Consider the following 14,841-nt stretch of genomic DNA (forward strand, 5'->3'; position numbering starts at 1 on the left):
ACGCTCGCAACCCGGCGGCCCCCCCATGCGCCACGTCATCGCCTTCTCGCTGCAGAAGCGGGCGCTCGTCGTCCTCCTCTTCCTGGCCTTCGTCGGTGCCGGGGCTTACGGCTTCCTGCACCTCAACATCGAGGCCTATCCGGACCCGGTGCCGCCGACGGTCGTGGTCATCACCCAGAATGCCGGGCAGAGCGCCGAGGAGATCGAGCGCTACATCACCATCCCGCTCGAGGTCGGGCTCTCCGGCATGCCCAACCTGCGCACCACCCGCAGCACCAGCCTCTTCGGGCTGTCCGTGGTGCAGGCGCAGTTCACCTATGCCTCGACCTATCCGGATGCCCAGCAGAACGTGCTGAACAGGCTCGGCCAGATCAACCTGCCGGCCGGGGTGCAGCCGCAGATCAGCCCCTGGTCGCCGATCGGCGAGATCCTGCGCTACCGCGTCGAGGGCCCGCCCGGCTTCTCGCCGACCGACCTGCGCGTGATCCAGGACTGGGTGCTGCAGCGGCGCTTCAAGCGCGTGCCGGGTGTCATCGACGTCACCGCCTATGGCGGGCCCACGAAATCCTTCAACGTGGTGATCGACCTCGCGCGGCTCTCGGCCTACGGGCTCAGCATCCACCAGGTGGTGGATGCGATCGGCCAGGGCGGGGCGACGGTCGGCGCCGGGCTCGTGGACATCGGCCCGCAATCGGCCGTGGTGCAGGGCGTGGGCCTGATCCGCAGCGTGGACGACATCGAATCCGTCGTGCTCGGCGCGGCCAACGGCGTGCCGATCCTGGTCGGCGACGTGGCCCGGGTGCAGACCGGCAACCTGCCCCGGATGGGCATCGCCGGGCAGGACGCGGCTGACGATGTGGTGATGGGCGTGGTGCTCATGCGCCGCGGCGAGCAGACGCTGCCCACCATCCACGCCGTCGAGGACGAGCTCCGCGCCATCAACGCCGGCGGCGTGCTGCCGCCCGGCGTGCATGTCGTGCCGATCTACGACCGGCGCGAGCTGGTGGACCAGACGACGCACCATGTCGTGAAGAACATCATCATCGGCATCTGCCTGGTGGTCTTCATCCAGTGGCTCTTCCTGGGCGACCTGCGCGGCGCCTTCGTGGTGGGAGCCACCATCCCCTTCGCCTTCTTCTTCGCCGTCATCGTGATGCTGCTGCGCGGCGAGAGCGCGAACCTGCTCAGCCTCGGCAGCCTCGATTTCGGCCTGCTGGTGGATGCGACCGTCATCATGGTGGAGAACATCTACCGCCACCTGCACATGGCGCAGCACTCGCCCTATCCGCGCTTCCGGCGGCCGCCGCGCGGGCTTTCGGGCGTGCACATCACCATCCTGGCCGCGGGCGGCGAGGTGGCGACGCCGATCTTCTTCTCGGCGCTCATCATCGTGGCGGCCTTCCTGCCGCTCTTCACCATGGGCGGCATCGAGGGGCGCATCTTCGGCCCGATGGCCAAGACCTACGCCTATGCCATCGGCGGCGCGATGATCGCGACCTTCACCGTGGCCCCTGCATTGGCCGGCATCCTCTTCAACGAGGACACGCAGGAGCGGACCATGCCCATCGTCCGCTGGCTCGCTATGGCGCACCAGTTTCTCTATCGCCGGGCGATGGGCGCCCGTGCCGCCACGCTCGGCCTGGCGCTGGTGCTGCTGGCGGCCGGCGGCTTCCAGTTCTCGCGCCTCGGCGGCGAGTTCCTGCCGACGCTGGAGGAGGGCAGCATCTGGATGCGCGCCACCATGCCCGCGACCATCTCGCTCGAGGAGGGCAACGTCACGGTCAACGCGCTGCGCCGCGTGGTGATGGAGTTCCCGGAGGTGGTCACCGTCACCTCGCAGCAGGGCCGCCCCGACGACGGCACGGATTCCGCCGGCTTCTTCAACGCCGAGTTCTTCATCCCGCTCCGCCCCATGGACACATGGACCACGGCGCACACCAAGGAAGCCCTGGTCGCCGCTATCGAGACGCGGCTGCGCGGCGAGTTCCTCGGCGTGGACTTCAACTTCAGCCAGTACATCAGCGACAACGTCCAGGAGGCCGCCTCCGGCGTGAAGGGCGCCAATGCGCTGAAGGTGATCGGCCCCGAGCTCGACGTGCTGGCGCGGCTGGCCGAGCAGATCCGCGGCGAGATGGCGCAGGTCCCCGGCATCGCCGACCTCGCGGCCTTCCGCATCCTGGGCCAGCCCACCGTCTCCATCCGCATCGACCGCCAGCGCGCGGCCCGCTACGGGCTCAGCATCAACGACATCAACGCGGCGGTGCAGGCGGCTGTCGGCGGGCAGGAGGCGGCGCGGCTCTACGAGGAGGGCGCGGACCGCAATTTTCCCATCATCGTCCGCCTGGCCGAGCCCTACCGGCGCGACATCGACGCGATCGGCCGCGTGCCGGTGAACGCGACCTCGGGCGCGACCCTGCACGACGTGGCGGACATCCGCCTCGTCTCCGGCGCCAGCTACATCTACCGCGAGGACAGCGCGCGCTACGTGCCCGTGAAGTTCTCCGTCCGCGGCCGCGACCCGCAGAGCGCGGTGACCGAGGCCGAGGAGCGCGTCCGCCGCAACGTGCAGCTGCCGCCCGGCTACCACCTCGAATGGGTGGGCGAGTTCCGCAACCTGCAGGACGCGATCGCACGGCTGAAGGTGGTGGTGCCCATCGCGCTCGCGCTCATCGCGGTGCTGCTCTACGTGCAGTTCGGCTCGCTGCGCGACACGCTGCTGGTGATGTGCGTGCTGCCGCTCTCCTGCATCGGCGGCGTCACGGCGCTCAGCGTCACCGGCCTGTCCTTCAGCGTGCCGGGGGCGATCGGCTTCCTAGCGCTCTTCGGCATCACGGTCATGGAGGGGATCATCCTGCTCTCCCACTTCCGGCTGCTGCGCGAGCATGGGCTGGCATGGAAGGACGCCATCCACCAGTGCGGCGTCGACCGGATGCGGCCGGTGATGATGACCTGCATAGCCGCGATGGTGGGCCTGCTGCCCATGGCGCTGGCGAGCGGCATCGGCAGCGACCTGCAGCGGCCGCTGGCCGTGGTGGTGGTGGGCGGCACGACCCTGCTGCCGCTGATCATCCTGGTCGTGCTGCCCATCGTGATCGACCTCTTCGGCCGCAGCCGGGCCGAGGCGCGCCAGCCGATGCCGGCGCTGCGCCGACCTCTGCCGGGGATTGGTGACTAAGGCGTCATCCCGGATTACACGTCACGGGACGTACGGGAGAAACGCCAATGATCCGAATGCCCCGCCGCGCCCTGCTCGCGGCCCCGCTGCTCGCCGCGCCGGCCCTCGTGCGCGCCCAGGCGCCGGTGGTGAGCCGCACCGCGCGCATCCTCGCGGGCTTCCCCGCCGGCGGCACGGTGGACGTGGCCTGCCGCCTCTTCGCGGAGCGGCTGCGCGGGGTCTGGGCGCCGCAGGTGGTGGTGGAGAACCGGGTCGGCGCCACGGGCCGGCTGGCCATCGAGGAGCTGATCCGCTCCGACGCCGACGGCACAAGCATCCTCATCACCCCCGCCAGCATGGTGACGATCTTCCCGCACCTCTACGGCAACCGGCTGCGCTACAGCCCGATGACCGACATGCAGGCGGTGACGCCGGTGGTGATCTATCCCTTCGCGATGGCGGTGGGACCCGCCGCGCCGGGGGTGACGAACCTCGCCCAGTTCATCGACTTCGCGAAGGCGCGCAACGGCACCTCCTACGCCTCGCCGGCGGCGGGCTCGGTGCCGCACTTCACGGGCGTGATGCTGGCGCGCGCGGCCGGGATCGAGCTGACCCACCTGCCCTATCGCGGCGCCGCGCCCGCCATCACCGACGCCATCGCCGGCCAGATCCCCGCGACCATCAACGTCATCGGCGACCAGGTGGAGCACCACCGCAGCGGGCGCCTGAAGATGATCGCGGTGACGAGCGCTCAGCGCGTGCCGCGCTTCCCCGAGGTCGCGACCTTCGCCGAGCAGGGCTTTCCCGACCTGACCTCCGACGAGTGGTTCGGCGCCTTCCTCCCGGCCCGCGCGCCGGCCGCGCTGGTGCAGGCGCTGAACGCAGCGCTGGTGACGGCCGCGGGGAATGCCGAGCTGCGGCAGAACCTGGAAGGCCGCGAGTTCGAAGCCTTCACCAGCCCCAGCGCGGAGTTCGCGGCGCGCATCCAGCGCGAGACGGTGAAGTGGGGCCCGGTCGTGCAGGAATCCGGGTTTCGGCCGGAAGATTAGGGCGAGAAGCCATCGGGACCGCAATTCGTCGATCCCGCTACCGTCCGAGAGGCGGCCGGTGCCAAATCCGCAGGCGGCCGACGGTCTGGAAACCCACCCGCTGCGCCGCGATCAGGTCCTCGCCACTCTCGTATCCCACGAGCGGCTGTCCCGGAAACTTCGCCGCCGCCACCTGGGCCAGGCCCTGCAGAACGACCTCCGTCGCGATCCGATGGGCGAAGACGTTGGAGACACCCGTCACGCCCGACGCAGCCGACAGGACGCCGCCGCCGACAGTCAGGCCACCGACAAGGCCATGGACGAACTGGATGTCGGGAACGGCCAGGAGGCCGGGCCGGAACGTGCGCGACTTCGCATCGTCGGCGCTCCCGCGCCATGCCCGCTCCCATCGGGCAAGATCGCGTTCATCCGCCACCTCCACCCAGTGCACATCCTCGGCTTCCCGGCGGCCAATCGGTCCGAGCGCGGATGCCGACAGCCATTCCGCGCCGAACAGCGGCCTGAAGCCGAAGGGCTGCAGAGGCAGACAGTCGAAGCTGTCTTTGACATGGAGGCTTCTGGCGCCTTCCGCTTCGATCAGGCCGGCGAGCGCCTCCATCTGGGGCACGCTGTCCGCCGATCCGCTCAAGGTCACGAAATCAGGGTAGAATTGCGGAACGCCGTGGCGGTTGAGCCAATAGCCCGCATGGAACTCGCCGGGACCGGAATGGATCGCGCAAACGGCATCGCACCAGATGGCATTGTTGCGTGCGGCCCGGCGCAGCATCTCCGTCATCGGCACCGTCTTCCTCCGCCCCGGCCAGCATAGCTTTGCGGGAAGCGGCCGGCAAAGGATGCAGGCATCCGCGGCGGCGAGGTTTGCCTGCGGCTCGGCCATGACGGCCGGCGCGTCACGCCAGCGCGTGCGTGTCCCGATCGCTCCAGACCATCGTCACGGCATCGCCAGGCTGCACGGGCGCGGCGAAGAACAGGTTGTCCGCGAGCAGCACCGAAGCCTCCTCGCCCCGGTCCATCGCGACCGCGACGCGGACGCTGGTGCCCTGGTACTCCACCGCCGCGACGCGGCCCGTGGCATGCGGCCCGTCCCCGGGCGCGCCGAGCCGGCAGCGATCAGCACGGACGGCGATCGTGCCGTCCGGCCCCTCCAGCACATTGTGGCCGCCGATGAAGCGGGCGACGAAGGCGCTGGCCGGGCGCTCGAACACCTCGCGCGGCGGGCCGGCCTGGCGGATGTGGCCCTCGTCCATCACCACCATCAGGTCGGCCAGCGCCATCGCCTCGTCCTGGCTGTGCGTCACATGGATGAAGGTGATGGCGAGCTCGCGCTGCAGCCGCTTCAGCTCCTCGCGCACCCGTCCCCGGAGGAAGGGATCGAGCGCGGAGAGCGGCTCGTCCAGCAGCAGCACGCGCGGCTCGGTGATGAGCGAGCGCGCCAGCGCCACCCGCTGCTGCTGGCCGCCGGAAAGCTGCGCGGGCAGCCGTTCCGCGAGCTTCTCCATCTGCACCAGCGCCAGGTACTCCATCGCCTTCGCATGGCGCTGCGCCTTCGGCACGCCGCGCGCCTTCAGGCTGAAGGCGACGTTGTCCAGGCAGCTCAGATGCGGGAAGAGCGCGTAGGACTGGAACATCATCGCCGTGCCGCGCTCGACGGGCGGCAGGTCGGTGACGTTCACGTCGTGGATCAGCACGTCGCCTTCCGAGATCACCTCGTGGCCCGCGATCATGCGGAGCGTGCTCGTCTTGCCGCAGCCGCTGGGGCCGAGCAGGCAGCAGTAGCTGGCGCGCGGAATGCGGAGCGAGATGCCGTCCACCGCCACGACGCCGCCATAGCGCTTGGTCACCGAGACGAGCTCGACGTCGAAGCGGCGATCGAGATGCGCGGCGGAGGTGTCCATGCGGGTTTCGATCTCCTCAGCCGCCGGCGCGGCGCCGCTGCAGGCGCAGGACAAGGAACAGGGTGGTGCCGATCACCAGGAAGGAGACGGCGGTGGTGAGGGTGCCGATCGCGAAGAGCGTCGGCGAGGTCGCGCTGGAGATCAGCGCGTAGATCTCCAACGGCAGGGTGTTGCGGTTGCCCGCCACCAGCGTCGTGCGCGCGTATTCGTCGTAGGAGAGGGTGAAGGCGCCCATGGCCACGCCGATGATCCCGGGCATCAGGATGGGCAGGGTGATCCAGCGCAGCCGCTGCCAGGCGCTGGCGCCGAGATCGGTCGCCGCCTCCTCGTAGGCGCGGTTGAAGCGGTTGAAGACCGCGAACATCGCGAAGAGGCCGAAGGGCAGCGTCCAGGTGAGCTGCGCGGCCAGCGCCGAGGTGAAGAGGTCGGCCTGCCAGCCGAAGAGCCGGAAGCCCAGGCCGATGCCGAAGCCCACGAGCAGGCTCGGCATCACGAGGCTGGCGACGGCCAGGTAGAACAGCACGCCGGAGCCGGGGAAGCGCCGGCGGAAGCCGAGGCCGGCGGCGACCGAGAACAGCACCGTGAGCGCGCTCACGATCGAGGCCAGCGCGATGGAGCGGCCGAAGGAGACGGGGATGTTGGCCATCTGGCCGGGCTTCAGGATCTCCTCGAACCAGGTCGTGGAGACGCCGACCATCGGGAAGGTCACGCCGCCATAGGGGCCCTGGAAGGAGAGCAGGTAGATCACCGCCATCGGGCCGTAGAGGAAGAGCAGGAAGGCGCCCATCAGCGTGGCCAGCGCGTAGAAGGTCCAGGGCCGCTTCTCCCTGACGTCGCGCGTGCGGCCGCCGCCGCCGACCATCACCGGACCAGCTCCTTGCGGACATCCACCACGCGCATCATGCCGGCCACCATGATCGCCACGAACAGCACCAGGACCATCGCGGCCGCGGAGGCGGGCGGGTACTGCATGGCCTGGATCTCGGTCGCCAGCGCTGAGACGATGGAGGCGGACTGGCCGCCGCTCATCTGCTTCACCACGAAGAAGTCGCCCATCACCTGCGTGAAGACCAGGATCGAGCCGAGCGCGATGCCGGTCTTGGAGAGCGGGATCACCACGTCGACCATGGTGCGCCAGCGGCTCGCGCCCGCGTCGCGCGCGGCCTCGAGCAAGGCCGGGTCGATCTTCGACAGCGAGTTGGCGATGGGCCCGATCATCAGCAGCGTGAAGAGGTGGACATAGGTGACCACCACGGCGAAGGGCGAGAAGAGCAGGAATTCCAGTGGCTGGTCGATGAGGCGCAGCTCCATCAGCCCCTGGTTGAAGGCCCCGTTGCGACCGAGGAATGGGATCCAGGCGATGGTGCGGATGATGCCCGAGGTCCAGAAGGGGATCGCGCAGGCCAGGAAGAGCAGCGTGCGGACCGTGGCGCTGCGGACGTGGAACACCAGGAAATAGGCGATGTTGAAGCCCAGGAAGAGCGTGATGCCCCAGACGATGAAGGCGAATTTCAGCGAGCTGACATAGACGCGCAGGGTCGCCGGCGTGGTCAGCAGCTCGATGTAGTTGTCGAGCATGAAGGCCGGGTAGATGCCCACGCGGTCGTAGTCGAAGAAGCTCACCACCAGGAAGATCAGCGTCGGCAGGGCGAAGAAGGCGAGCAGGACGATCGCCAGCGGGCCGACCTGCAGCCAGGAGACGGCCCGCGACGAGAGCCGCCACCGGCGGCGCGAGCGGCTCCGGGCGGGGACGGCCACTTCCGCCGTGGACATCAGGCGGCCTGTGCGGCCACGGCGTCGCGGCAGCGCATCAGCGGCAGGATCCGGGTGCCGAACTGCTCCATGCCGATGACGAAGTCGTCGAAGGTCAGCATGACGCCCGCCACGCCCGGCACCTCCGCCATCTCGTCCAGCATGGCCGCGATCTTCGCGTAGGAGCCGCAGAGGATGCCCTGGTTGGTCGGCAGCTTCTTGTCGATCAGCCATTGCCGGCGGTTGGCGCCGGAGAAGGGATCCTTGCTCGGATCGTCGCTGGCCTGGTGGTCGCGCCAGGCCAGGGCCTCCATGTCGGCGCCGTCCTTGTAGTGCTCCCACTTCGCCTCGGCGGCGGCATCCGTCTCGTCGGCGATGACCATGGTGAGGATCAGCGCGCCACACTTGCGCCCGGTGACCTCGGTCGCCTTCACCAGCCGCGCGACGCTGGCGGTGACGGCCTTGGGCGTGTTGTAGCCGAAGCTCGCGCAGAAATTGTAGTCGGCATGCTCAGCGGCATAGCGCGTGCCGGCATCGCTCTGCGCGGCGCAGATGATGGGGATGGGCTTCTCCGGCATGGGCAGCAGCCGGCAGTCGTCCATCTGGAAGAAGTCGCCCTTGTAGTCGGACTGCCCGGTCGTCCAGAGCTCCTTCATGATCTCCACGTATTCGGTGCAGTAGTCGTAGCGGCGCTCGTAATGCGAGGCGCCGGGCCAGAGCCCCATCTGCGTGTACTCGGCGCGCTGCCAACCGGTGATCAGGTTCACGCCGAAGCGGCCGTGGCTGATGCTGTCCACCGTGACAGCCATGCGCGCGGCGATCGCCGGCGGGATGGTCAGCACGGCGCAGGTGGCGAAGAGCTGGATGCGGTGCGTCACCGCCGCCAGCCCTGCCATCAGGGTGAAGCTCTCGAGGTTGTAGTCCCAGAACTGGCTGGGACCGCCGAAGCCACGCAGCTTGATCATGGAGAGGGCGAAGTCGAAGCCGAAGCGCTCGGCCTTCTCCACGATCGTCCGGTTCAGGTCGAAGCTGGGCTTGTACTGCGGCGAGGTGGTGGAGATCAGCCAGCCGTTGTTGCCGATGGGAATGAAGACGCCGAGTTGCATGATGCGATCCCCTCAAGCGGGAGGACCGGAGGCGCGGAGGCGCCGAAGGTCCGAATCCCGCGACAAAGCAAAGTCTCTCAGGACGTGATGAATTCGTTCCATCGGCGGGTGAGGTAGCGGTCCTCGTCCATCACCGAGTTCCAGACCGCGATATTGCCCATGCGCTGGTCGAAGGAGCCGCCGTCGCGGACCTCGCCGGCCTTGATGGAGATGCGGCCGAAGGGGTCGGGCAGGTCGTTCGCGGCGGGCTTGCCGTCGTACCAGTAGTCCCATTCGGCCGGCGTCAGGACGCTCCGCGCCGATTGCGGATTCGCCGAGTAGTAGCCCTGCCGCGCGATGACGGCGCCCTGGAAGCCCGAGAGGTACCAGTTCGCATATTCCAGGGCGCAGTCGCGCTTCAGCCCCGTCAGGTGCTTCATCATGCCGAAGGCATAGCCCCAGCCGCGGAAACCCTCTTTCAGCGGCTGATAGGTGCAGGGAATGCCGCGGGCGCGCACGGCGGAGACCGCCGGCGACCACATGGACTGGATCACCACCTCGCCCGCGGCCATCAGGTTCACCGACTGGTCGAAGCTCGTCCAGAAGGAGCGGAAGTGGCCGCTGCGCTTGATCTCCATCATCCGGGTGATGGTGCGGTCGATCTCGGCACGGGTCATGTTGCCCTTGTTGCCGTAGGCCATATGGCCGCCGGCCTCCATCGCCAGGGCGACGTCGATGACGCCGATGGTCGGCTGGTCCTGCAGCGCGGCCTTGCCCCGGAAGGCGGGGTCGAGCAGGTCGGCCCAGGTGGTGATGGGACGCCCGACCAGATCCGGCCGGATGCCGAGCGTGTCGGCATTGGTCACGGAGGGGATGCCGGTCAGCCATTCCGTCTCGGTGGTCGAGAACGAACGGAAATCCTCGCCGGGCGAGTAGATGACGGTGAAGGGCGCCACGCCCTGGGTGGAGGCCACGCGGCCGTCGGGATAGCGGCCCTTGGTGAAGAGCGGGATCAGCTGCTCGAAGTTTCTGACACGCGCGCGCGGGATGGTCTGCAGCACGTTCCGGCCGACCAGGTACTTGTAGAAGGTGATGCTGACGTCGGCGACGTCGATCGAGGTCGATTGCGAGAGGAAGCGGTTCAGCAGGTCCGCGCCCTCGACCGCCTGCATGCGCACGGTGAAGCCGAGATCCTTGCTGGCCTGCTCGGCGATCAGGCCGATCGCGGTGACCGGCGGCCCGGAGTGCTGGAGGGTGACGTCACGGATGTTCTGCGCCCAGATGGTGGGGAAGCCGCCGAGCGCTCCCATGCCGCCGGCCGTGCCGATCGCGGCACCCAGGACGCGGCGGCGGGAAACCCCGGTGATGGCCGGGGAATCTTTCGTCTTCGACATAGGGGCTCCTGGCTGCGATTGCAGCGACGCGAGAGGTCCAGGAGCCGCGAGACTTGGCGTGTGGGCGGTGATCCGCTCCGTTTGCAACCATCGGCGAAGGCGCCGCATGTTGCAATGCAGAAAATGGCCGCGAGTTTATTCACCGCGCCTGAACACGGCCGTCATGGGGCCTATCGGCCCAACGCGGGTTCCAGGCGCCTCACCAGCGCAGGCTGCGCAGCGCGGCGATGGGGGCGACCTTCTCCTCCGCCGCCACCTCGAAGAGGTATTCCGGCGAGGGATCTGCCCCATGGGCATCCGCCGTCAGCCCGGTCAGCGCCCAGAGGCTGTCGATCCCCGCCGCCTGCGCGCCCGCGAGATCGGTATGCGGGGTGTCGCCCACCGCGAGCACGCGGCTGCGGTCCGTCATCTCCAGCATCTCCATGACCGGTCCGTAGACGGCCGGGTCGGGCTTGCCGACCTCGAAGATGTCGCCGCCCCATTCGGCATAGACGTCGGCGAAGGCGCCGGCGCAGATCAGCCGCTCGCCCGCCACCATCACCGCGCGGTCCGGATTGACGCAGACCATGGGCAACCCCGCCTTGAAGCAGGCCTCCAGCAGGTCGCGGTAGGGCTCCACCGACTTCGACTTGCGCTCGGGGTCGGGGCCGGTGTTCAGCAGGAAATCCGCCTCCTCCGGCGTCGCGACCAGCTCGGCGGCGCCGTCTTCCACGACGGAAAGGTCCCGCTCCGGCCCGATGTGGAAGGCCTTGCGGCCCAGCTTCTCGAACCAGGGCTGATCGCGCCGGTGCAGCCAGCGCCAGGCCACCTCGCCCGAGGAGATGACGCCGTCATAGAGGCCGCGGTCGATCTCCATCCGGTCCAGCATGCCCTGGATGAACCAGGAGCGGCGCGGCGCATTGGTGAGGAAGACGACGCGCTTGCCGCGCGCCTTCAGCTCGCCGAGACAGTCCACCACGCCGGGATAGGGCTGGCGTCCGTCATGCACGACCCCCCAGAGGTCGAAGACGTAGCCGTCATAGCGGTTGGAGATGGGGGCGAGGCTCTCGAGGATCGGCAGGCTCATGCATCGGTCCCTACCGCGTCCGCGACGTAGGCGAAACCGTCCCGCTTCAGCAATCTGGAAAGTTCACGCTTGATCTTGCCGACCAGCGCCGGGCCGCCATAGGCGAAGCCGGTGTAGAGCTGCACCAGCGACGCCCCTGCCCTGATCTTCCGGTAGGCCAGCGCGCCCGACGAGACCCCGCCCACGCCGATCAGCGCGAGGCGCCCGCCGGCGAGCCGGTAGGCCCGCGCCAGCATCTCGGTGGACCGCTCGAAGAGCGGCGCGCCGGACAGGCCGCCGATCTGGTCCTTCAGGGGCGAGCGCAGGCTCGCCGGCCGCGCCACGGTGGTGTTGCTGATGATGAGCCCGGCCACGCCAGCCGCGACGCAGACCTCGACGATGGCCTCCAGCGCCGCCTCGGCGAGGTCGGGCGCCAGCTTCACCAGGACGGGCCTGCCGACCTCCGGCGGGTTCACGGCGGCGAGGATGGCGGCCAGCCGCTCCTCGCCCTGCAGGTCCCTCAGGCCCGGCGTGTTGGGCGAGGAGACGTTGATCGTCACGTAGTCGGCGTAGGGCGCCACGCTGGCGCAGAGGCCGGGATAGTCGCGCTCCGGATCCGCGCCCTCCTTGTTCACGCCGACATTGGCGCCGAGCACGCCGGGCATCGGCCGCTCCAGCTGCGCCAGGCGCAGCAGGTACTCGTGCAGCCCGGCATTGTTGAAGCCCATGCGGTTGATGACCGCCTTGTCCTCCGGCAGCCGGAACAGTCGAGGGCGCGGATTGCCCTCCTGCGGGCGCGGCGTGACGGTGCCGGCCTCCACGAATCCGAAGCCGAGGTCCAGCAGGGGCCGGATGGCCGTCGCATCCTTGTCGAAGCCGGCGGCGAGGCCGATCGGATTGGAGAAGTCGAGGCCGAAGGCCGATGTGGCGAGGTTCGGCGCATCGGGGCGCGAGTCGCGGCCGGCGAGCCCCATCGCCAGGCCCTTGAGCGCCAGCCTGTGCGCGAGTTCGGCATCGAGGCCGCGCATCAGCGGCATGAGGGCGGAGGCGAGGAACGACGTCATGGTGCGCCTGGATAAGGCAGATTGCCGCGCGTTGACAGGCAGGTCATGCGCGGCGACACCATACGCCCGGAGCGGGATGGCCGGAGGTCTGAATCCCGCGACCAAGAGTGTGAGGAAACATATCTGGTGCGCGGCCCGCTGCTGCTCATGGCAGGCATCGGCCTGTTCGGCCTGCTGGACGCCAACAGCAAGCTGCTCGCGGGCAGCTTCTCCGCCTCGCAGACCATCTTCCTCCGCTACGCGATCCTGCTGGCGCTGCTCCTCGGGGCAAGGGCGCTGGTATCAGGGGCGGGCGGGCCGCTGGGCACCCGCCATCCGGGGCTGCACCTGACGCGGGCGCTCTCCATGCTGGGAGCCGGCACGCTCTTCTTCCTGGCCTTCCGCCACCTGCCCCTGGCCGACGGCTACCTGATCTTCTTCACTGCGCCCTTCCTGACGCTGATCTTCGCGGCCGCCTTCCTGAAGGAGCGGATTCCCGCCGCGGCCTGGCTCTGGTCCGCCGTGGGGTTCCTCGGCGTGCTGACGGCGCTCTGGCCGCAGCTCGGGCAAGGACGGGAAGGCAACCTCTTCGGCTTCGCCTGCGCGGCGCTGGGGACGCTCTGCTACACCACGAACATCACCATCAACCGGCGGCTGCGCGGCGAGTCCGGGATCGCGCGGCTGGTGCTCTGGCCGGCGATCGTGGGCGGGGGCGCCACCCTGCCCTTCGCCGCCTGGCACTGGGCGGCGCCGACGGCGCTGGAATGGGCGCAGCTCCTGGTGAACGGGGTGGTCGCGGGGGCCGCGACGGTCACGCTGGCCCTGGCCTTCCGGGCCGCGCCGCCGTCCCGGCTCGCGCCCTTCGAGTTCGTCGCCCTGCCGTGGGCCGTGGCGCTGGATTTCCTCATCTTCGGCAAGCCGCCCAGCCTGGCGGTGATCACCGGCGGCGCGGTGGTGGTCATGGCCTGCGTGATGAGCGAGCGCGCCGTGTCGCGTGACCTCAGGCCAGCTCCTTCTCGAGGAACAGGCTGATCGGCGATGCCTGGTAAGGGGCGAAGGGCCCCCGCTCGCGATAGCCCGCCCGGCGGTAGAGCGCCTGCGCCTCGATGTTCCGGATCCCCACCTCCAGGCGGATGAGGCGGAGGCCCAGCCCTGGCGCGGCCTCCTCGACACCGCGCCCCCGGAACCCCGCTCCGACGATCATCCGCTTGAGCTCCGCCGTGCCGTCGCCGCCCTCGAAGAGCGCGCAGCATCCGGCGGCGGCACCGTCCTCCGCCCGCGCCACGAACAGGCGGATGCCGAGTGCGGAGAGGGTCTCCGGGTCCAACGGCCGCCGATACTCGCCGGGGTAGAGCGCGGCGGCCAGCGCGTCGGATTCGCGGAGCAGCGCAGCCACCTCGTCCTGCCGCGGGCTTTCCTCGCGGACGAACACCTTACGGGATGCCCTCAGGGAAGACGTGGCGCCCGTCCGCCCCCAGCGGCACGGGAACGGCGCGGCGGACGGCGGAGACCGGCAGAGGCGCGTAGAGATGCGGGAAGAGGCCCGGACGGCTGCCGCCCGCGGCCGGCTCCCAGCGCAGCGCCTCGCCGAGCTCGGCGGCCTCCGCCTCCACCATCCACAGGTCGGGCTCGCCGGCACGATGCTTCGCCGCGCTGGCCCGGAGCTGGGCGGCGGTGGAGAAGTGGAGAAATCCGTCGCGACGGTCGTCGGCGCTGCCGGAATAGGCGCCGGCCGCCTCGGCCGCGCGCCAGTCCCCGCCGCGGACGAGAGTGTAGATCAGCGCCTCCATGCGCCGGTCAGGCCGCGGCCTCGCGGGCCAGCACCGTCTTCACGGCGGGCCGTGCCTGCATGCGGGCGTAATGATCGGCCACGCGCGGGAGGCGGGAGAGGTCCACGCCATCGCCCTCCGCCCAGCGCGTGAGGACGAAGAGGTAGGGGTCGGCGACCGTGAAGGCCTCGCCCATCACCCAGGGGCCCTTCAGGATCTTGCCCTCGATCAGCTCGAAGCAGGCGGTCATCGTCTGCGGCACCTTGCGCTTCATGTCGGCGATGGAGGATGCCTCGTCGGCCCAGCGCGGGCCGCGCCCCTTGTGGGCATGCGCCACATGCACGGTCGAGCAGAAGTAGCTGTTGACAGCTTGCAGCTCGGCGAAGGCGAAGGCATCGCCCAGCGGCGCGAGCTTCTTCTCCGGGAAGGTCTGGGCCAGGAAGGCGAGGATCGCCGGCGTCTCGGTCAGGACGCCGTGGGGCGTCACCAGGGTCGGCACCCGCGCCTTGGGGTTGAGCGCGAGATACTCCGCCGATTTCTGCTGCTCCGCGCCGAAGTTGACGCGCTTCGCCTCATAGGGCGCGCCCAGCTCCTCCAGCGTGACGTGCGAGGCCAGGGAGCAGGCGTTGGGAGAGTAGTGGAGGGTGAGCATGGT

General features: G+C 69.5%; 14 protein-coding genes. 3 read left to right on the plus strand and 11 right to left on the minus strand.

Features of this window, described 5'->3' with window-relative positions; all coding sequences use genetic code 11:
• Window positions 1-25: 25 nt before the first annotated feature.
• Together AC1ROY_RS15025 and AC1ROY_RS15030 are read left to right on the plus strand one after the other, a co-directional pair.
• Window positions 26-3,175, plus strand: coding sequence for an efflux RND transporter permease subunit (locus AC1ROY_RS15025; protein ID WP_493149653.1), 3,150 nt, complete (start codon window positions 26-28; stop codon window positions 3,173-3,175).
• A gap of 47 nt (window positions 3,176-3,222) precedes the next feature.
• Window positions 3,223-4,203, plus strand: a complete 981-nt coding sequence (locus tag AC1ROY_RS15030) for a tripartite tricarboxylate transporter substrate-binding protein (protein ID WP_493149654.1) — start codon at window positions 3,223-3,225, stop codon at window positions 4,201-4,203.
• A gap of 37 nt (window positions 4,204-4,240) precedes the next feature.
• Here AC1ROY_RS15030 and AC1ROY_RS15035 read toward each other — a convergent pair whose 3' ends face one another.
• The 8 genes from AC1ROY_RS15035 to AC1ROY_RS15070 all read right to left on the minus strand — a co-directional run bounded on the left by AC1ROY_RS15035 (window position 4,241) and on the right by AC1ROY_RS15070 (window position 12,438).
• On the minus strand, window positions 4,241-4,978 hold the full coding sequence (locus AC1ROY_RS15035) for a hypothetical protein (RefSeq protein ID WP_493149655.1): 738 nt from the start codon (window positions 4,976-4,978) through the stop codon (window positions 4,241-4,243).
• A gap of 115 nt (window positions 4,979-5,093) precedes the next feature.
• Entirely contained in the window at window positions 5,094-6,098 is a 1,005-nt protein-coding gene (locus AC1ROY_RS15040) for an ABC transporter ATP-binding protein (protein ID WP_493149656.1), read from the minus strand.
• A 16-nt stretch (window positions 6,099-6,114) separates the two neighbouring features.
• On the minus strand, window positions 6,115-6,960 hold the full coding sequence (locus AC1ROY_RS15045; RefSeq protein WP_493149895.1) for an ABC transporter permease: 846 nt from the start codon (window positions 6,958-6,960) through the stop codon (window positions 6,115-6,117).
• Window positions 6,960-7,871 (minus strand): ABC transporter permease, encoded by a 912-nt coding sequence (locus AC1ROY_RS15050; protein ID WP_493149657.1) that lies wholly within the window; start codon window positions 7,869-7,871, stop codon window positions 6,960-6,962. Before AC1ROY_RS15050 ends, AC1ROY_RS15045 begins: the two co-directional genes overlap by 1 nt.
• Complete coding sequence (gene rutA, locus AC1ROY_RS15055; RefSeq protein WP_493149658.1) at window positions 7,871-8,956, minus strand: pyrimidine utilization protein A; 1,086 nt, start codon at window positions 8,954-8,956, stop codon at window positions 7,871-7,873. The genes AC1ROY_RS15050 and rutA overlap by 1 nt, the downstream gene beginning before the upstream one ends.
• A gap of 77 nt (window positions 8,957-9,033) precedes the next feature.
• Window positions 9,034-10,329 carry an ABC transporter substrate-binding protein gene (locus AC1ROY_RS15060; protein ID WP_493149659.1) on the minus strand — a complete coding sequence of 432 codons (1,296 nt, stop codon included), beginning with the start codon at window positions 10,327-10,329 and terminating at the stop codon, window positions 9,034-9,036.
• 199 nt (window positions 10,330-10,528) lie between these two features.
• Complete coding sequence (locus AC1ROY_RS15065) at window positions 10,529-11,395, minus strand: TIGR01459 family HAD-type hydrolase (protein WP_493149660.1); 867 nt, start codon at window positions 11,393-11,395, stop codon at window positions 10,529-10,531.
• Window positions 11,392-12,438: a quinone-dependent dihydroorotate dehydrogenase gene (locus AC1ROY_RS15070; protein ID WP_493149661.1), complete on the minus strand. Its 1,047-nt coding sequence runs from the start codon at window positions 12,436-12,438 to the stop codon at window positions 11,392-11,394. Before AC1ROY_RS15070 ends, AC1ROY_RS15065 begins: the two co-directional genes overlap by 4 nt.
• Window positions 12,439-12,564: 126 nt before the next feature.
• Here AC1ROY_RS15070 and AC1ROY_RS15075 point away from each other — a divergent pair, with 126 nt between their 5' ends.
• On the plus strand, window positions 12,565-13,449 hold the full coding sequence (locus AC1ROY_RS15075; protein ID WP_493149662.1) for a DMT family transporter: 885 nt from the start codon (window positions 12,565-12,567) through the stop codon (window positions 13,447-13,449).
• On the opposite strand, the gene AC1ROY_RS15080 is transcribed toward AC1ROY_RS15075, so the two are convergent.
• The 3 genes from AC1ROY_RS15080 to AC1ROY_RS15090 are packed head-to-tail and all read right to left on the minus strand — an operon-like array spanning window position 13,418 to window position 14,838.
• Entirely contained in the window at window positions 13,418-13,849 is a 432-nt protein-coding gene (locus AC1ROY_RS15080; RefSeq protein WP_493149663.1) for a GNAT family N-acetyltransferase, read from the minus strand. The two genes, AC1ROY_RS15075 and AC1ROY_RS15080, sit on opposite strands and share 32 nt — an antisense overlap.
• Window position 13,850: 1 nt before the next feature.
• Window positions 13,851-14,207 carry a DUF952 domain-containing protein gene (locus AC1ROY_RS15085; RefSeq protein WP_493149664.1) on the minus strand — a complete coding sequence of 119 codons (357 nt, stop codon included), beginning with the start codon at window positions 14,205-14,207 and terminating at the stop codon, window positions 13,851-13,853.
• 7 nt (window positions 14,208-14,214) lie between these two features.
• Window positions 14,215-14,838, minus strand: a complete 624-nt coding sequence (locus tag AC1ROY_RS15090) for a glutathione S-transferase family protein (protein ID WP_493149665.1) — start codon at window positions 14,836-14,838, stop codon at window positions 14,215-14,217.
• Window positions 14,839-14,841 lie beyond the last annotated feature (3 nt).

The organism is Roseococcus sp. GW821-FHT12F05 (genome assembly GCF_058806835.1).

What these genes read in the sequence shown, in the direction of transcription:
- AC1ROY_RS15090 (WP_493149665.1), bottom strand. Translation starts at nt 14,838, where the DNA reads ATGCTCACCCTCCACTACTCTCCCAACGCCTGCTCCCTGGCCTCGCAC.
- AC1ROY_RS15040 (WP_493149656.1), bottom strand. Translation starts at nt 6,098, where the DNA reads ATGGACACCTCCGCCGCGCATCTCGATCGCCGCTTCGACGTCGAGCTC.
- AC1ROY_RS15085 (WP_493149664.1), bottom strand. Translation starts at nt 14,207, where the DNA reads ATGGAGGCGCTGATCTACACTCTCGTCCGCGGCGGGGACTGGCGCGCG.
- AC1ROY_RS15065 (WP_493149660.1), bottom strand. Translation starts at nt 11,395, where the DNA reads ATGAGCCTGCCGATCCTCGAGAGCCTCGCCCCCATCTCCAACCGCTAT.
- AC1ROY_RS15030 (WP_493149654.1), top strand. Translation starts at nt 3,223, where the DNA reads ATGATCCGAATGCCCCGCCGCGCCCTGCTCGCGGCCCCGCTGCTCGCC.
- AC1ROY_RS15060 (WP_493149659.1), bottom strand. Translation starts at nt 10,329, where the DNA reads ATGTCGAAGACGAAAGATTCCCCGGCCATCACCGGGGTTTCCCGCCGC.
- AC1ROY_RS15050 (WP_493149657.1), bottom strand. Translation starts at nt 7,871, where the DNA reads ATGTCCACGGCGGAAGTGGCCGTCCCCGCCCGGAGCCGCTCGCGCCGC.
- AC1ROY_RS15045 (WP_493149895.1), bottom strand. Translation starts at nt 6,960, where the DNA reads ATGGTCGGCGGCGGCGGCCGCACGCGCGACGTCAGGGAGAAGCGGCCC.
- rutA (WP_493149658.1), bottom strand. Translation starts at nt 8,956, where the DNA reads ATGCAACTCGGCGTCTTCATTCCCATCGGCAACAACGGCTGGCTGATC.
- AC1ROY_RS15025 (WP_493149653.1), top strand. Translation starts at nt 26, where the DNA reads ATGCGCCACGTCATCGCCTTCTCGCTGCAGAAGCGGGCGCTCGTCGTC.
- AC1ROY_RS15070 (WP_493149661.1), bottom strand. Translation starts at nt 12,438, where the DNA reads ATGACGTCGTTCCTCGCCTCCGCCCTCATGCCGCTGATGCGCGGCCTC.
- AC1ROY_RS15035 (WP_493149655.1), bottom strand. Translation starts at nt 4,978, where the DNA reads ATGACGGAGATGCTGCGCCGGGCCGCACGCAACAATGCCATCTGGTGC.